Below are 16,209 nucleotides of genomic sequence, written 5' to 3' on the forward strand. Positions count from 1 at the left end.
TGTCGCCCGCCTGACCCTGGTCCAAAATCTTGCGGAACATCTCCACTCCGGTCACCGTCGTCTTGCTCGTGGGCCGAATACCAACAATCTCTACCTCTTCACCAACCTTCACCAGCCCGCGCTCAATACGACCCGTAACCACCGTACCGCGACCAGAAATGCTGAATACGTCTTCGATCGGCATCAGGAACGTCTTGTCCACCGGACGCTCCGGCATCGGAATGTAGCTGTCCATCGCTTCGGCCAACTTCAAAATCGCCGGCTCGCCAATCTCGCTCTGGTCCCCTTCCAAGGCCTTGAGCGCCGATCCAATCACCACCGGAATGTCGTCGCCCGGAAATTCGTACTTGGAAAGCAACTCCCGCACCTCCATCTCAACCAACTCGAGCAACTCGGCGTCGTCTACCATGTCGGCCTTGTTCAAAAACACCACAATGTAGGGAACACCTACCTGTCGCGCCAGCAAAATGTGCTCCCGCGTCTGCGGCATCGGACCATCAGCCGCCGAACATACCAAAATCGCGCCATCCATCTGCGCCGCTCCGGTAATCATGTTCTTCACGTAGTCCGCATGCCCCGGACAGTCAACATGGGCGTAATGCCGATTCGCCGTCTCATACTCAACGTGGGAAGTCGCAATCGTGATCCCGCGCGCACGCTCTTCCGGCGCATTGTCGATCTGATCATACGCACGCGCCTCGCCACCATACTTCGCCGACAATACCTTCGTCAGCGCCGCCGTGAGCGTCGTCTTGCCATGATCCACGTGACCAATCGTTCCCACGTTAACGTGCGGCTTCGTCCGCTCAAACTTTCCCTTGGACATGAAACACTTCTCCCGTTACGACTCAGCGCTGACTTTTCTTGATGATTGCCTCGGCGACATGGCCCGGCACTTCCATGTACTTCTCAAACTGCATACTGTAGGTCGCTCGCCCTTGGGAGAGCGAACGTACCGTCGTGGCGTAGCCGAACATCTCCGCCAAGGGGACCTCGGCCTTGATGATTTTCGCACCCGCCTCGTCGTCCATGCCTTGCATGACGCCACGGCGGCTATTGATGTCGCCAATGATGTCTCCCATGTACTCTTCGGGAGTAACCACCTCGACCGCGAAGATCGGCTCCAACAACACCGGATCGGCCTTGGCTGCACCGGCCTTGAAACCCATGGAGCCCGCGATCTTGAACGCGGCCTCGGATGAGTCCACGTCGTGGTAGGATCCATCGAAAATGGTGACTTTGACATCCACCACTGGGAAGCCGGCGACTATACCACTTTCCATGGCCTCTTGCACTCCCTTTTCGGTAGGACCGATATACTCCTTGGGGACCACGCCGCCAACCACCGCATTCTCGAAAACGAAACCAGAGCCTGGCTCCAGCGGCTCGAGACGCAGCCAAACGTGACCATACTGACCGCGACCACCCGACTGGCGGACAAACTTTCCTTCGGCCTCAACACTCTTACGAATGGTCTCGCGGTAGGCAACCTGCGGAGCGCCAACGGACGCCTCGACACCAAACTCCCGCTTCATGCGGTCGACGATGATCTCGAGGTGCAGCTCGCCCATACCCGAAATGATGGTCTGTCCAGATTCCTGATCGGTACGCACCCGGAAGGATGGGTCTTCCTGTGCCAACTTGCCCAGAGCGATACCCATTTTTTCCTGGTCACTCTTGGTTTTGGGTTCCACGGCAACGTGGATGACCGGCTCGGGAAACTCCATCTGCTCGAGGATGATGGGCTTATCCATGTCGCAGAGCGTATCGCCGGTGAAGGCAGTTTTTAGGCCCACCGCCGCAGCGATATCCCCTGCAAGAACTTCTTTGATTTCCTGCCTCTCGTTGGCATGCATCTGCAGAATACGGCCGATGCGCTCGCGCTGCCCACGCCCAGGGTTATAGACCGTAGAGCCGGAGTTGAGAACCCCAGAATAGACCCGAAAAAAGGTAAGCTGACCAACGAAAGGATCGGTCATGATCTTGAAAGCAAGCGCGGAAAAGGGCTGGGTATCGTCAGCTAACCGCGAAAGCTCCGCTCCGGTGTTCGGATCCGTACCCTTGACTGCCGGGATATCGACAGGTGCCGGGAGATAATCGAGCACCGCATCGAGCATGGCCTGTACACCTTTGTTCTTGAAAGCGCTACCACAGAGCACCGGAACCAGTTGATTGGCGATGGTGGCTCGACGCAGGGCGAGCTTGAGCTCCTCGACCGCAATCTCTTCGCCCTCGAGGTACTTCATCATCAACTCTTCATCGGTGTCGCAAATCGCCTCGACCATGGTCGCGTGCGCAGCCTTGGCAGCTTCCTGCAAGTCGGCGGGGATTTCTTCCTCCACGAAGGTGGTGCCCTGGGTCGCATCGTCCCAGTTGATGGCTTTCATCTTCATGAGGTCGATTACGCCGCGAAAGCGCTCTTCCTCGCCAATGGGCAGCTGGATCGCAACCGCATTGCCCTTGAGCTTGCCACGAATTTGCTCCACCACGCGCTGAAAATTGGCACCTTGGCGATCCATCTTGTTAACGAAGGCCATACGCGGCACGCCGTACTTGTTGGCTTGGCGCCAGACCGTCTCAGATTGCGGCTGTACCCCGCCGACAGCACAGAAGACCGCAACAGCGCCGTCAAGAACCCGCAAGGAGCGCTCGACTTCAATGGTGAAGTCGACGTGGCCGGGCGTGTCGATGATGTTGATGCGATGTTCGGGACGTTTGCCATCCATCCCCTTCCAGAAGCAGGTGGTCGCCGCAGAGGTGATCGTGATACCACGCTCCTGCTCCTGCGCCATCCAGTCCATGATCGCCGTGCCTTCGTGCACCTCACCGATCTTGTGCGAGACCCCGGTGTAAAACAGGATGCGCTCGGTAGTGGTGGTCTTGCCGGCATCGATGTGCGCCATGATGCCAATGTTGCGATAACGTTCGATGGGTGTTGTGCGCGCCACGGGTGAGTCCTTACGTTGAGAGGTCGGTAGAGATTACCAGCGGAAGTGCGAAAAGGCCTTATTGGCCTCGGCCATGCGGTGGGTTTCCTCCCGCTTACGTACCGCGTTGCCGCGGTTTTCGGCCGCCTCGAGAATCTCCGCGGCCAAGCGGTTGCCCATGGACTTTTCGTTGCGCTTGCGCGCCGAGTCTCGCAACCAACGCATGGCGAGGGCCATACGCCGATCGGCGCGGATTTCCACCGGCACCTGGTAGGTGGCACCACCGACACGACGGCTCTTCACCTCTACCACCGGACGCACGTTATCGAGCGCTTTGCGGAAGATTTCCATCGGATCGGCCTTGCTCTTTTCAGCAACAATGTCGAGGGCGCCGTAAACGATCTTTTCGGCAACACTCTTTTTCCCATCGCGCATCAACACGTTGGCGAACTTGGCCAGCACTTCTTCCTTGTACTTCGGATCCGGCAGAACAATCCGTTTGGGCACTTCTCTACGTCTTGGCATCTCTTACTCCTTGGAGAATCAACAACCCTTACTTGGGTCGTTTGGCGCCGTACTTGGAACGCCGTTGCTTGCGATTCTTTACACCAGCGGTATCTAGCGTGCCACGAACGATGTGATAACGAACACCCGGAAGATCTTTCACGCGACCCCCACGAATCAGTACCACCGAGTGCTCTTGCAGGTTGTGCCCCTCGCCCGGAATATAACTGCTCACTTCAAAACCATTGGTCAATCGAACGCGAGCGACCTTTCGCAAAGCCGAGTTCGGCTTTTTGGGTGTCGTGGTATATACGCGGGTACATACGCCCCGCTTTTGCGGATTCGCCTCGAGGGCCGGGACCTTGCTCTTGGCAATCGGCGCCTTGCGCGGCTTACGGACCAACTGGTTCAAAGTGGGCATAACTTCTCCAAAAACGAAGGGCGGCATGCCATCTGCCGCCGATAAGAGCGCGCATTTTATGGATGCACGCCCGAACTGTCAAGAAAGATCAGGGGAATGCGTTGCCTCTATCATTCTGCCCCGGCAGCCTCCACCTGGGTCATGGCACCGTCATCCTCGAGGAATTCGCCGCGGTTACGCCGCCGCCGATGTTCGTGGTAGGCGAGACCGGTTCCGGCTGGAATCAGACGCCCAACGATGACGTTTTCCTTGAGCCCGCGTAGGTCGTCGACCCGACCTGATACGGCCGCCTCGGTAAGCACCCGTGTCGTCTCTTGGAAACTGGCCGCCGAGATGAAGGACTCGGTAGAAAGACTCGCTTTGGTGATACCCAACAACATCGGGGTATAGCGCGCGGGCTCCTTGCCAGCCGCTTCCAGGGCGAGATTTTCCTCGTCGACGCGGGCACGATCAACCTGGTCGCCAGTGATGAAGCTGCTGTCGCCGATATGAGTGACTTCGACCTTGCGCAGCATCTGCCGTAGGATCACTTCGATGTGCTTATCGTTGATGCGCACACCCTGCAAACGGTACACATCCTGCACTTCATCGACGATGTAATTGGCCAGGGCCTGGACGCCAAGGACGCGAAGGATGTCGTGCGGCACCGGCTGGCCTTCGACCAAAGGCTCGCCTGGGCTGACTCGCTCCCCCTCATAAACGGTGACGTGACGCCCTTTCGGGATGAGATATTCATGCGTCTCGCCATTTTCATCGGTGATGAGGAGTCGCTGTTTACCCTTGGTATCTTTGCCGAAGCCGACAATGCCATGGTGCTCGGCAATGATGGCGTAATCCTTCGGTCGCCGCGCCTCGAAAAGCTCCGCTACCCGCGGCAAACCACCGGTAATATCGCGGGTCTTACTCGTTCCCACCGGCAGGCGCGCGAGCGTGTCGCCGGGCTGCACCTGGCTACCATCTTGCACTGCGATAATGGCGCGGGGCGGCAAATAATAGCGGGCTGGCAAGTCCGTTCCGGGCAGTTTCAGATCCTTGCCCTTGGCATCCTGCAGAAGGACTACCGGGCGCAAATCACGGCCGCTCGCCGGCCGTTGCTTGGGATCGATGACCGCCTGGGTGCTCAAGCCGGTGATTTCGTCACTCTGGGAGATGACACTCTGACCTTCGATGGCATCTTGGAGAGAAACGACTCCGGCAATCTCGCTGACGATAGGACGGGTATGCGGGTCCCATTCGGCGATGCGCTTCCCGGGATTGACCGCTTCACCGTCCTTGACGAGGATCGTGGCACCATAGGGTACCTTGTAACGTTCCTTTTCCCGCCCTTGTTCGTCGGTCACCGCAATTTCACCATTTCGACCTACCACGATGTGGCGACCGCTGGGGTGCTCAACGGAACGCAGACTGCTGTGGAAACGGATGATGCCGCCCTGCTTGATGTCGATACTGCTCTGCGCCGCGGCACGGCTGGCGGCACCTCCGATGTGGAAAGTGCGCATGGTGAGCTGGGTACCAGGCTCACCGATGGACTGGGCAGCGATTACGCCTACTGCCTCGCCAATATTGACCAGATGACCACGGGCGAGATCACGTCCGTAACAAAGCGCGCACACGCCGTGACGAGAGCGACAGGTAAGCGGCGAGCGCACCTTGAGGACATCCACGCCAAGCTCGTCGAGCTGACCGAGTACGGACTCGGTTAGCAGGGTATTGCGTGGAATGGCGACTTCGCCGGTATTGGGGTGTAAGACATCCTCGGCAGTCACGCGCCCCAGTACCCGCTCGCGCAGGGGCTCGACCACTTCGCCACCATCCACCAGTGCCATCATCGGCAAACCATCTTCGGTGCCGCAGTCGTGTTCCACCACCACCAGATCTTGGGTCACATCGACCAAACGCCGCGTCAAGTAGCCCGAGTTCGCCGTCTTCAGTGCCGTGTCGGCAAGACCTTTACGCGCGCCATGGGTGGAAATGAAGTACTGCAACACATTGAGACCTTCGCGAAAATTCGCGGTGATCGGGGTCTCGATGATCGAGCCATCGGGCTTGGCCATCAAACCACGCATACCCGCAAGCTGGCGCAACTGGGCGGCCGAACCACGGGCTCCCGAATCGGCCATCATGTAGATGGAGTTGAAGGAAACCTGTTCGGCCTCTTTGCCATCCGGGAGGGTGACTTTCTCTTTGCTGACGCGGTCCATCATCGCCTTGGCAACTTCTTCCGTCGCCCGCGACCAGATGTCAACTACTTTGTTGTAGCGTTCACCCTCGGTTACCAGACCGGAGGTATACTGATCCTGGATGGTTTTCACCTCCTCTTCAGAACGCGCCAGGATGGCATCTTTCTCTGGGGGAGTGACCATGTCACCAGCACCAAAGGATATACCCGCACGGGTCGCCATGCGGTACCCGGTGTACATCAGCTGATCGGCGAAGATGACCGTGTCTTTGACACCGAGAGTGCGATAACAGGTATTGATCAGCTCGGCGATCGCCTTCTTTTTCAAGACGCGATCGATAACAGAGAAGGGCAAGCCCGCGGGCAGGATATCACTGAGCAGGGCTCGACCCACGGTAGTTTCTATCCGCTCGCCACGGAAACGCAGTGTCACCCGGGCATGCAGACCAACTTCGCCATTCTCATATGCGCGGCGCACCTCGGCACTGTCGGCAAAGCGCATACCTTGACCCTTGGCGTCCAAGCGCTCCTGGGTCATGTAGTACAAGCCGAGCACGATATCCTGGGAGGGAACGATGATCGGTTCGCCATTGGCCGGGCTGAGGATGTTGTTGGTCGACATCATCAGGGTGCGGGCCTCGAGCTGTGCCTCGAGAGAGAGTGGCACGTGTACCGCCATCTGGTCGCCGTCGAAGTCGGCGTTGTAGGCCGCGCAAACCAAGGGGTGGAGCTGGATCGCCTTACCCTCGATGAGTACCGGCTCAAAGGCCTGGATACCGAGACGGTGCAAGGTCGGGGCACGGTTGAGCATCACCGGATGTTCGCGGATGACCTCTTCGAGGATGTCCCAGACTTCCGGCTTCTCCGCCTCGACGAGACGTTTGGCGGCTTTGATGGTCGTCGCCAGGCCGCGCTCTTCGAGCTTGTTGAAAATGAAGGGCTTGAACAACTCCAGCGCCATTTTTTTCGGCAGGCCACACTGGTGCAGCCGCAACTCCGGCCCGACCACGATAACGGAACGGCCGGAGTAGTCGACGCGCTTGCCGAGGAGATTCTGGCGGAAGCGACCCTGCTTACCCTTGATCATGTCGGCCAAGGATTTGAGGGGACGCTTGTTGGGGCCAGCAATGGCGCGTCCACGCCGACCACTGTCGAGTAGTGCGTCGACCGCCTCCTGCAACATGCGCTTTTCGTTACGGACGATGATATCCGGCGCCTTCAACTCGAGAAGTCGCTTGAGACGATTGTTGCGGTTGATCACCCGACGATAGAGATCGTTGAGATCCGAGGTGGCAAAACGACCGCCATCGAGGGGAACCAAAGGCCGCAGGTCCGGCGGCAACACCGGCAACACCTCGAGAATCATCCATTCCGGACGGTTGCCGGAGCTGACGAAAGACTCGAGAATCTTGAGACGCTTGGCGAGCTTCTTGGTCTTGGTATCGGAGTTACTGGACAGCAACTCCTCACGAATCTGCTCGATTTCACTTTCTAGGGGAATGCCCTTGAGCAACTCGCGGATGCCCTCGGCGCCCATCATGGCGCGGAATTGATCACCATAGGCTTCGAGGGCGTCGAGATACTGGTCTTCACTGAGGATCTGACCACGCTGCAGATCGGTGATTCCCAGGTCAACATCGACCACGACATAGGCCTCAAAATAGAGCACCTTCTCGATGTCGCGCAAAGGCATGTCGAGGATCATACCCATGCGACTCGGCAGCGACTTGAGGAACCAGATATGGGCTACCGGGCTAGCCAGCTCGATGTGACCCATACGTTCCCGACGGACCCGCGCCTGGGTAACCTCGACACCGCACTTTTCGCAGACGACGCCGCGATGTTTGAGGCGCTTGTACTTACCGCAGAGGCATTCGTAATCCTTGATCGGACCAAAAATCTTGGCACAGAAGAGGCCTTCGCGCTCCGGCTTGAAGGTTCGGTAGTTGATGGTTTCTGGTTTTTTGACCTCGCCATAAGACCAGGAACGGATTTTGTCTGGCGAGGCGATGCCGATGCGAATGGCATCGAACTCTTCCTGCCGATCATTCTGCTTGAATAGCTTGAGAAGGTTGTTCAAGTGACTCTTCCTTATCCGATACCTGCGGATACCTTAGACCAATTGCTCGAGTTCGATGTCGATGGCCAGAGAACGTAGTTCTTTCAGCAATACGTTGAAGGACTCCGGCATTCCCGCATCCATACGGAAATCTCCCTTGACGATGGATTCGTACATCTTGCTGCGTCCGGCGACATCGTCGGACTTGACCGTGAGCATCTCCTGGAGGGTGTAGGCCGCACCATATGCCTCCAAAGCCCAGACCTCCATTTCGCCGAAGCGCTGTCCGCCGAACTGCGCCTTACCACCGAGGGGCTGCTGGGTAACCAAGCTGTAGGGCCCGGTGGAGCGAGCGTGCATCTTATCGTCGACCAAATGGTGCAGCTTGAGCATATACAAGTAGCCTACGGTGACCGGTCGATCAAACGCCTCGCCGCTGCGTCCATCGTACAGGGTGACCTGGCCACTGCGTGGCAGCCCAGCGAGCTCCAACATATCGCGGATATCATCCTCCGAAGCCCCATCGAAAACCGGGGTTGCCACGGGCACGCCTTTGCGCAAATTCGTCGCCAAAACGACCACCTCATCGTCGCTCAGGCTATCGATGTCTTCCCGTTTCCCGGAACGGTTGTAGATCTCCTTCAAAAAGGCTCGTATCTCTGCCACGGAGCGTTGCTGGTCGAGCATCTCGCCGATGCGCAGCCCCAAGCCCTTGGCTGCCCAACCGAGATGGGTCTCGAGAATCTGGCCGACGTTCATACGGGAGGGCACACCAAGGGGATTGAGGACGATATCGACGGAGGTGCCATCCGCAAGATAGGGCATATCCTCGACCGGGACGATCTTGGAGACGACACCCTTGTTGCCGTGACGACCGGCCATCTTGTCACCGGGCTGCAGCTGCCGCTTGACGGCAACATGCACTTTTACCATCTTCAGTACGCCGGGGCTGAGATCGTCGCCCTGGGTAAGCTTACGGCGCTTCTCTTCGAGTACCGCGTCGAGACGTTCGCGCTGCTGCTCGAGCTGGGCACGAATCTGCTCCAGCGCCGCATTGCTCTCTTCGCTACGTAGCCGGATATCGAACCAGCGATCCCGCGGCAGATCCTTCAGGTAGGTCTTGGTGATTTTCGCGCCGGAGGCGAGTCCCGCCGGGCCACCCTCCGCAACCTTGCCCAGCAAGAGTCGCTCGATACGCTGATAGGTATCCGCCTCGAAAATGCGGTACTCATCCTGCACGTCCTTGCGGATCTTCTTCAGCTGCTCTTCCTCGATTGCCTTGGCGCGTGCATCTTTGTCGATACCGTCGCGGGTAAAGACCTGCACGTCGATGACCGTGCCGTACATCCCCGCTGGCATGCGCAACGAGTTATCCTTCACGTCCGAGGCCTTTTCGCCGAAGATTGCGCGTAGGAGCTTTTCCTCGGGGGTGAGCTGGGTCTCTCCCTTGGGGGTAACCTTACCGACGAGGATATCGCCGGGAGCGAGCTCCGCCCCGATCACCACAATTCCCGATTCATCGAGATGGCGCAACGCGCTCTCCGAGACGTTGGGGATATCGCGAGTGATTTCTTCCGGTCCAAGCTTGGTATCGCGGGCGTAGACCGAGAACTCCTCGATATGAATGGTGGTATAACGATCCTCCGCCACCACTCGCTCGGAGATGAGAATGGAATCTTCAAAGTTGTATCCATTCCAGGGCATGAAAGCGACCAGCACATTCTGTCCCAGCGCCAATTCCCCCAGTTCGGTACTCGGGCCATCGGCCAAAACATCGCCCCGGGCGACGACATCGCCAACCGCCACGATCGGCTTTTGGTTGAGGGTGGTATTCTGGTTGGATCGGGAGTACTTCACCAGGTTGTAGATATCCACCCCCGGCTCCCCTGGCTGGGTCTCGTCATCATTTACCCGCACCACAATACGCGCACCATCGACGCTGTCGACCACACCACCGCGGCGCGCGGTGATGGCCGCGCCGGAGTCGATGGCCACCACTCGCTCCATGCCGGTACCGACCAGGGGGGCATCGGAACGCACCGTAGGCACCGCTTGCCGCTGCATGTTGGAACCCATGAGGGCGCGATTGGCGTCGTCGTGCTCGAGGAAAGGAATCAGACTCGCCGCCACCGATACGATCTGGCGCGGAGAGATATCCATCAACTGTACCTGATCGGGGGTCGCCAGCATGGTTTCGCTGTGATGACGACAGGACACCAATTCGTCGAGGAGCTGATTATCCGGTCCCAGGCGGGAGTTGGCCTGGGCGATGACGTACTGCCCCTCATCAATGGCGGAGAGATAGATGACCTCATCCGTGGCGCGACCCTCTACCACCTTGCGATACGGCGTCTCCAAAAAGCCGTAGGCATTGGTTCGCGCATAACAGGCAAGACTGTTGATCAGACCGATATTTGGTCCTTCCGGGGTCTCGATGGGGCAGATGCGCCCGTAGTGCGTGGGATGCACGTCACGCACCTCGAAGCCAGCCCGCTCGCGAGTAAGCCCGCCGGGGCCCAGCGCCGAAACTCGGCGCTTGTGGGTAACTTCAGACAGGGGATTGGTCTGGTCCATGAACTGCGAAAGCTGACTGGAACCAAAAAACTCGTTGACCACCGCTGCGATCGGTTTGGCATTGATCAGATCCTGGGGCGTCAGACCTTCGCTCTCGGCCAAGGCCAAGCGATCTTTCACCGCGCGTTCGACGCGCACCAACCCAAGACGGAACTGATTTTCCATCAGTTCCCCTACCGAGCGCACACGCCGGTTACCGAGATGATCGATGTCATCGATCTCGCCGATACCATTGCGTAGGTCGACCAAGACCTTCATGACCGCAATGATATCTTCATTACTGAGCACGCCTGGACCGGTGATTTCCTCGCGTCCGACACGACGGTTGAACTTCATCCGCCCCACCTGCGACAAATCATACCGATCGGCAGCAAAGAAGAGGCCTTGGAAAAGTGTCTGCGCCGAATCCTTGGATGGCGGCTCACCTGGGCGCATGAGGCGGTAGATCTCGATCTGCGCCTCGTGGGGATCGCGCGCGGTTTCGATCCGCAGGGTCTCGGAGATATAGGGTCCGCGATCTACTTCATTGATGAACAGGGTTTCGATACTTATCGGGGCCAATTGGCGCAACTTCTTGACCGCCTCGTCATCGATCAGGTCATTCGCCTGTAGAACCACCTCTCCGGTTGCGGCATCGACAAGATCGCGCGCCAAAACCTTACCCAAAAGAAAGGCTTCGGGAACCTCGACCTCGATCCGGTCACCAATCTCCAGGAGTTGCCGCACGTGGCGAGCGGTAATTCGCCGACCCTTGGCAACGATGACCTCGCCAGTTTGCGGGTGGAGGATATCGAAAACCGCAATATCGCCCTGCACCCGATTGGGGTGAAGTTGATAAAAAAACTGCGTCTCCTCGATACGGAACTGCTCGGTGTCGAAAAACATCCCGAGGATATCTTCGGTGCTGTAGCCCAAGGCGCGCAGCAATGTCGTCGCCGGCAGCTTACGGCGCCGGTCGATACGCGCATAGAGGTGATCCTTGGGATCGAATTCAAAGTCGAGCCAAGAACCGCGATAGGGAATGATGCGCGCATTGAAGAGAAGCTTGCCCGACGAATGCGTTTTGCCACCATCATGGGCAAAAAACACACCAGGGGAGCGATGCAGCTGGGAAACGATGACTCGCTCGGTACCGTTGATGATGAAAGAGCCATGGTCCGTCATTAGGGGTAATTCGCCCATGTAGACGTCCTGTTCCTTCACATCCTTGATACGCTTTGCGCCGGTGCTGTCGTCCTTTTCATAGAGCGCCAGACGCAAACGCACCCGCAGGCCAGCGCAGTAGGTCGCACCACGCTGATGGCATTCGGTCACGTCAAAAACAGGACGCTCAAGCCGATAGCTGACATAGTCTAGGCGGGCGTTGCCGGAATAGCTTTCCATCGGAAAAAGCGAGCGGAATACCGCCTCGAGGCCCGTATCGCTGCGCGCCGCCGCTGGCGTATCCGCCTGCAGGAACTCGCGATAGGAATCCATCTGCGTTGCCAACAGGTAAGGCACCGGAAGGATGCTTTGGCTGTTACCAAAGTCTTTACGAATCCGTTTCTTTTCCGTAAAAGAGTAGGCCATGTGTGCTCCGCGCGACGATCGCTAGAATACGAACCAAAACGACGGCATGCCGCCAATAATGAGGGGCTGACGGCCAAGGGCCGCCAGCCGCATTGTGCAAAGAGGCGAGATCTTACTTGATCTCAGCCTCGGCACCAGCTTCCACCAACTGCGCCTTGATGCTCTCCGCTTCGGCCTTGGCGATACCTTCCTTGACCGGCTTTGGAGCGCCGTCGACAAGATCCTTGGCTTCCTTCAGACCAAGGCCGGTGATCGCGCGCACCACTTTGATGGTGTTGACCTTGTTGGCACCGGCATTGGTGAGGATGACGTCGAACTCGGTCTGCTCCTCCGCTGCTGCAGCAGCTTCACCGCCACCGCCACCACCACCAGCGGGCGCCGCCACGGCGACCGCGGCCGCAGAGACACCAAACTTTTCTTCCATATCCTTGATGAGCTCAGAGAGCTCCAAGACAGTCATGCCAGCGATGGCATCCAGGATTTCTGCTTTTGATAAAGCCATGATAGGTATACTCCCAATAAGGTTGAATTATGCTGCCTGATCGCGCACGGCGGCGAGAGTGCGGACGAAACGTCCGGGTACCTCGTTGAGGGTGCGCACGAAAGTGGAAAGAGGCGCCTGCATGGTTCCCATGAGTTTGGCCAGCAACTCCTCTCGCGAGGGCATCTTGCTGAGCTGTTGGAGCGCCGCGGCGTCCATCAGCTTGGCTCCCAGGGCACCACCGGTGATGACGAACTTCTCGTTACCCTTGGCAAAGTCGGTTAGAACCTTGGCCACGGCTACTGGATCCTCACTAGCTGCGAAGAGCAGCGGACCAGTCAGTAACGGTGCCATCACCGCAAAATCGGTATCCGCCAGAGCGCGCTTGAGCAGGGTATTTTTGACTACCTGCACGTGCACCGACTGCTTACGAGCGATGACGCGCAGAGCCGTCAACTGAGCAACGCTCAATCCCCGGTACTCTGCAACTGCCATGGCTTGTGCCGACACCAATTTTGCTCGCAGGGCAGCAACCACCTGTTCTTTTTCAGCGAGTTTGAGACTCACGGTTTGCTACCTCCAGTTGGACAGAGGCGGCCAGAATTTTCTGGCGCGCCGTCGCCTACGCAGGGTAAAGTTTTGAGGCCCAGGCCCCCTGCGGTCTTTGAACGCCGGCTTGCGCCGACACACCCCGCCTCGCGGCGGAATTGCTTAGATACCCGCCGGGTCAACGGCAATGCCGGGGCCCATGGTCGGGTTGATGCTGATCTTCCGGATGTAAACCCCCTTGCTGGTGGCTGGCTTCGCTTTTTTCACGCTGTCGAGTAGCGCAAGGAAGTTCACCTGCAGATCTTCCACTGAAAAAGTGGCCTTGCCGATGCTGCTGTGTACGATGCCACCCTTATCGGCGCGGTAGCGAACCTGCCCACCCTTGGCATTTTCCACCGCAGTGCGCACATCGGCAGTCACCGTACCCACCTTGGGGTTTGGCATAAGTCCGCGCGGCCCCAGCACTGGGCCGAGGGCGCCGACCACGCGCATGGCGTCCGGCGTCGCGATGACGACATCGAAGTCCATCTGACCGGCCTTGACCTGTTCGGCAAGATCTTCCATGCCGACCAGATCAGCGCCGGCCGCCCTGGCTTCATTAGCCTTTTCACCCGTGGCAAAGACCGCCACGCGCATGGTCTTGCCAGTACCCTTGGGCAATACCACCGCACCGCGCACAACCTGATCCGACTTACGCGGATCGATGCCGAGTCCTATGGCGACATCCACCGACTCTGGGAATTTCGCCGTTGCCGTCTGCTTTACCAACCGCAATGCTTCTTCCAGGGCGTAGCGCTGGCTACGATCCACTAAGGCACGCGCTGCCAATGTACGTTTCGAATGCCGCGCCATATCTCAACCCTCCACCGTCAAGCCCATGCTGCGGGCCGTGCCACGTATGCTGCGCTTGGCCGCTTCCAGATCTTCGGTATTCAAGTCTGGCAACTTAGTCTTGGCAATCTCTTCCACCTGGGCTTCGGTAACCTTGCCAACCTTGTTGGTATTAGGACGACCACTGCCAGATTTGATGCCCGCGGCCTTGAGCAGTAGCACCGGAGCCGGCGGGGTTTTGACGATAAAACTAAAGCTCTTGTCGGCGTATACGGTAATGACCACTGGCAAGGGCAAGCCAGGCTCGATGCCCTGGGTCTGCGCGTTGAAAGCCTTACAGAACTCCATGATATTCAGGCCACGTTGACCCAAAGCCGGGCCAATGGGAGGGCTTGGATTGGCCTGAGCGGCCTTTACCTGGAGCTTAATATAGCCCGTGATTTTCTTTGCCATGATGACTCCTCGAGGTACTAGCGCCCGTAGGCTCCCTCAATTTGCAAATTCAGATCTTTTCGACCTGACCAAAGTCCAGTTCCACGGGGGTGGAACGTCCAAAAATTGTGACCGAGACCCGCAATTTGCTCTTCTCGAAATTGACCTCTTCGACAACCCCGTTGAAGTCCTTGAAGGGCCCCTCGATGACCCGCACTTGCTCGCCTGCCTCGAAGGTGAACTTGGGGCGTGGCTTCTCTACTCCCTCCTTGATGCGCTCGAGGATCGCGTTGGCTTCCGCATCGGTAAGCGGATGCGGTTTACCGACGCTCCCGCCGACAAATCCGGTCACACGAGGGGTGCTCTTGACCAGATGCCAAGTCTGATCGTTCATTTCCATTTGCACCAACACGTAGCCGGGATAGAACATCCGCTGGGTAGTGGCGCGCTGACCGTTCCGCATCTCGACGATCTCTTCTACCGGGACGAGAATCTCACCAAACTGATCCGCTAGACCCTCGCGACGCGCCCGCTCCCGAATCTCTGCTTGTACCCGCTTCTCGAAACTGGAAAACGCATGTACCACATACCAACGCATAGCCATGACTAGGCGCCTCCCAAGGCAAAACGGACGACCGCCAGCAAGGCCAGATCAACCAACCACAAAAATGAGGCAATCACAATGATCAAACCAAGAATCACGGCCGTACTGCGCAGTAATTCCGGACGGGTCGGCCACACCACCTTGCGTATTTCCACATACGACTCACGAAAAAAGAGCAGCAACGCTCGTGCGCTCAGCGTCGTGGCAAACAGGGCCAAGGCCAAAAGTAGAGCGATGATGAGCGCAATACTCGGCATGAACCCGCCAAAGCGGAGCGGCACCAGAAAATAGGCAATCACCCCCAAGGCGGCGAAAAAAGCCGCAACATAGAGCTTTACTTTTTCTGACATGTATGCCGCTTCCTAAAAATGGCAGGGCAGGAGGGGCTCGAACCCCCAACCTGCGGTTTTGGAGACCGCTGCTCTACCAGTTGAGCTACTGCCCTGCAGAAACATAGGGCGGCCAACCCGGGCCGCCGTTGCAAAGACCGGCGCGAAGGGCCGGTCTCCACTCGCTTACTCGACGATCTTCGACACCACGCCGGCACCGACGGTACGGCCACCTTCGCGCACGGCAAAACGCAGACCGTCTTCCATCGCAATCGGAGCAATCAGGCTCACCTTGAACTGCACGTTGTCGCCCGGCATCACCATCTCGACACCCTCCGGCAGCTCTACCGCTCCCGTTACGTCCGTGGTGCGAAAGTAAAACTGCGGACGGTAGCCATTGAAAAACGGCGTGTGACGCCCGCCCTCTTCCTTCGACAACACATACACCTCCGCTTCAAACTTGGTGTGCGGCTTGATCGTGCCCGGCTTCGCCAGCACCTGACCTCGCTCCACCTCGTCTTTCTTGGTGCCACGCAACAGCACGCCAACGTTGTCGCCCGCCTGACCCTGGTCCAAAATCTTGCGGAACATCTCCACTCCGGTCACCGTCGTCTTGCTCGTGGGCCGAATACCAACAATCTCTACCTCTTCGCCAACCTTCACCAGCCCGCGCTCAATACGACCCGTAACCACCGTACCGCGACCAGAAATGCTGAATACGTCTTCGATCGGCATCAGGAACGTCTTGTC

Annotated in this window: 13 protein-coding genes and 1 tRNA gene; all 14 read right to left on the reverse strand. The window is 58.2% G+C overall.

Annotated elements, in window-relative coordinates:
- Positions 1–826, reverse strand: an 826-nt coding sequence (locus RTI30_RS07490) for an elongation factor Tu (RefSeq protein WP_312283584.1), incomplete at its 3' end; no start/stop codon positions are given.
- Positions 827–848: 22 nt separating this feature from the next.
- Entirely contained in the window at positions 849–2,948 is a 2,100-nt protein-coding gene (gene fusA, locus RTI30_RS07495) for an elongation factor G (RefSeq protein WP_312262024.1), read from the reverse strand.
- Positions 2,949–2,981: 33 nt separating this feature from the next.
- The gene (rpsG, locus tag RTI30_RS07500; protein ID WP_312262023.1) at positions 2,982–3,452 is read right to left on the reverse strand and encodes a 30S ribosomal protein S7; all 471 of its coding nucleotides are present in this window, start codon (positions 3,450–3,452) and stop codon (positions 2,982–2,984) included.
- 28 nt (positions 3,453–3,480) lie between these two features.
- Positions 3,481–3,852 carry a 30S ribosomal protein S12 gene (gene rpsL / locus RTI30_RS07505; RefSeq protein WP_312262021.1) on the reverse strand — a complete coding sequence of 124 codons (372 nt, stop codon included), beginning with the start codon at positions 3,850–3,852 and terminating at the stop codon, positions 3,481–3,483.
- A 110-nt stretch (positions 3,853–3,962) separates the two neighbouring features.
- Complete coding sequence (gene rpoC / locus RTI30_RS07510; protein WP_312283585.1) at positions 3,963–8,111, reverse strand: DNA-directed RNA polymerase subunit beta'; 4,149 nt, start codon at positions 8,109–8,111, stop codon at positions 3,963–3,965.
- Between the two features lie 33 nt (positions 8,112–8,144).
- On the reverse strand, positions 8,145–12,233 hold the full coding sequence (rpoB, locus tag RTI30_RS07515) for a DNA-directed RNA polymerase subunit beta (RefSeq protein ID WP_312262017.1): 4,089 nt from the start codon (positions 12,231–12,233) through the stop codon (positions 8,145–8,147).
- A 112-nt stretch (positions 12,234–12,345) separates the two neighbouring features.
- On the reverse strand, positions 12,346–12,735 hold the full coding sequence (gene rplL, locus RTI30_RS07520; protein WP_312262016.1) for a 50S ribosomal protein L7/L12: 390 nt from the start codon (positions 12,733–12,735) through the stop codon (positions 12,346–12,348).
- 27 nt (positions 12,736–12,762) lie between these two features.
- Entirely contained in the window at positions 12,763–13,281 is a 519-nt protein-coding gene (rplJ, locus tag RTI30_RS07525; RefSeq protein ID WP_312262014.1) for a 50S ribosomal protein L10, read from the reverse strand.
- A gap of 144 nt (positions 13,282–13,425) precedes the next feature.
- Positions 13,426–14,115: a 50S ribosomal protein L1 gene (gene rplA / locus RTI30_RS07530; RefSeq protein WP_312262012.1), complete on the reverse strand. Its 690-nt coding sequence runs from the start codon at positions 14,113–14,115 to the stop codon at positions 13,426–13,428.
- 3 nt (positions 14,116–14,118) lie between these two features.
- A complete protein-coding gene (rplK, locus tag RTI30_RS07535; RefSeq protein ID WP_312262011.1) occupies positions 14,119–14,547 on the reverse strand; it encodes a 50S ribosomal protein L11 in 429 nt (142 codons plus the stop codon).
- Between the two features lie 49 nt (positions 14,548–14,596).
- Entirely contained in the window at positions 14,597–15,130 is a 534-nt protein-coding gene (gene nusG / locus RTI30_RS07540; protein WP_312262009.1) for a transcription termination/antitermination protein NusG, read from the reverse strand.
- 2 nt (positions 15,131–15,132) lie between these two features.
- Positions 15,133–15,480, reverse strand: coding sequence for a preprotein translocase subunit SecE (secE, locus tag RTI30_RS07545; protein ID WP_312262008.1), 348 nt, complete (start codon positions 15,478–15,480; stop codon positions 15,133–15,135).
- A 19-nt stretch (positions 15,481–15,499) separates the two neighbouring features.
- Positions 15,500–15,575, reverse strand: a tRNA-Trp gene (locus RTI30_RS07550).
- Positions 15,576–15,645: 70 nt separating this feature from the next.
- A partial coding sequence (locus RTI30_RS07555; protein ID WP_312283586.1) for an EF-Tu/IF-2/RF-3 family GTPase occupies positions 15,646–16,209 on the reverse strand: 564 nt, incomplete at its 5' end.

Source organism: Candidatus Igneacidithiobacillus taiwanensis, assembly GCF_031962545.1.
GTDB lineage: Bacteria > Pseudomonadota > Gammaproteobacteria > Acidithiobacillales > Acidithiobacillaceae > Igneacidithiobacillus > Igneacidithiobacillus taiwanensis.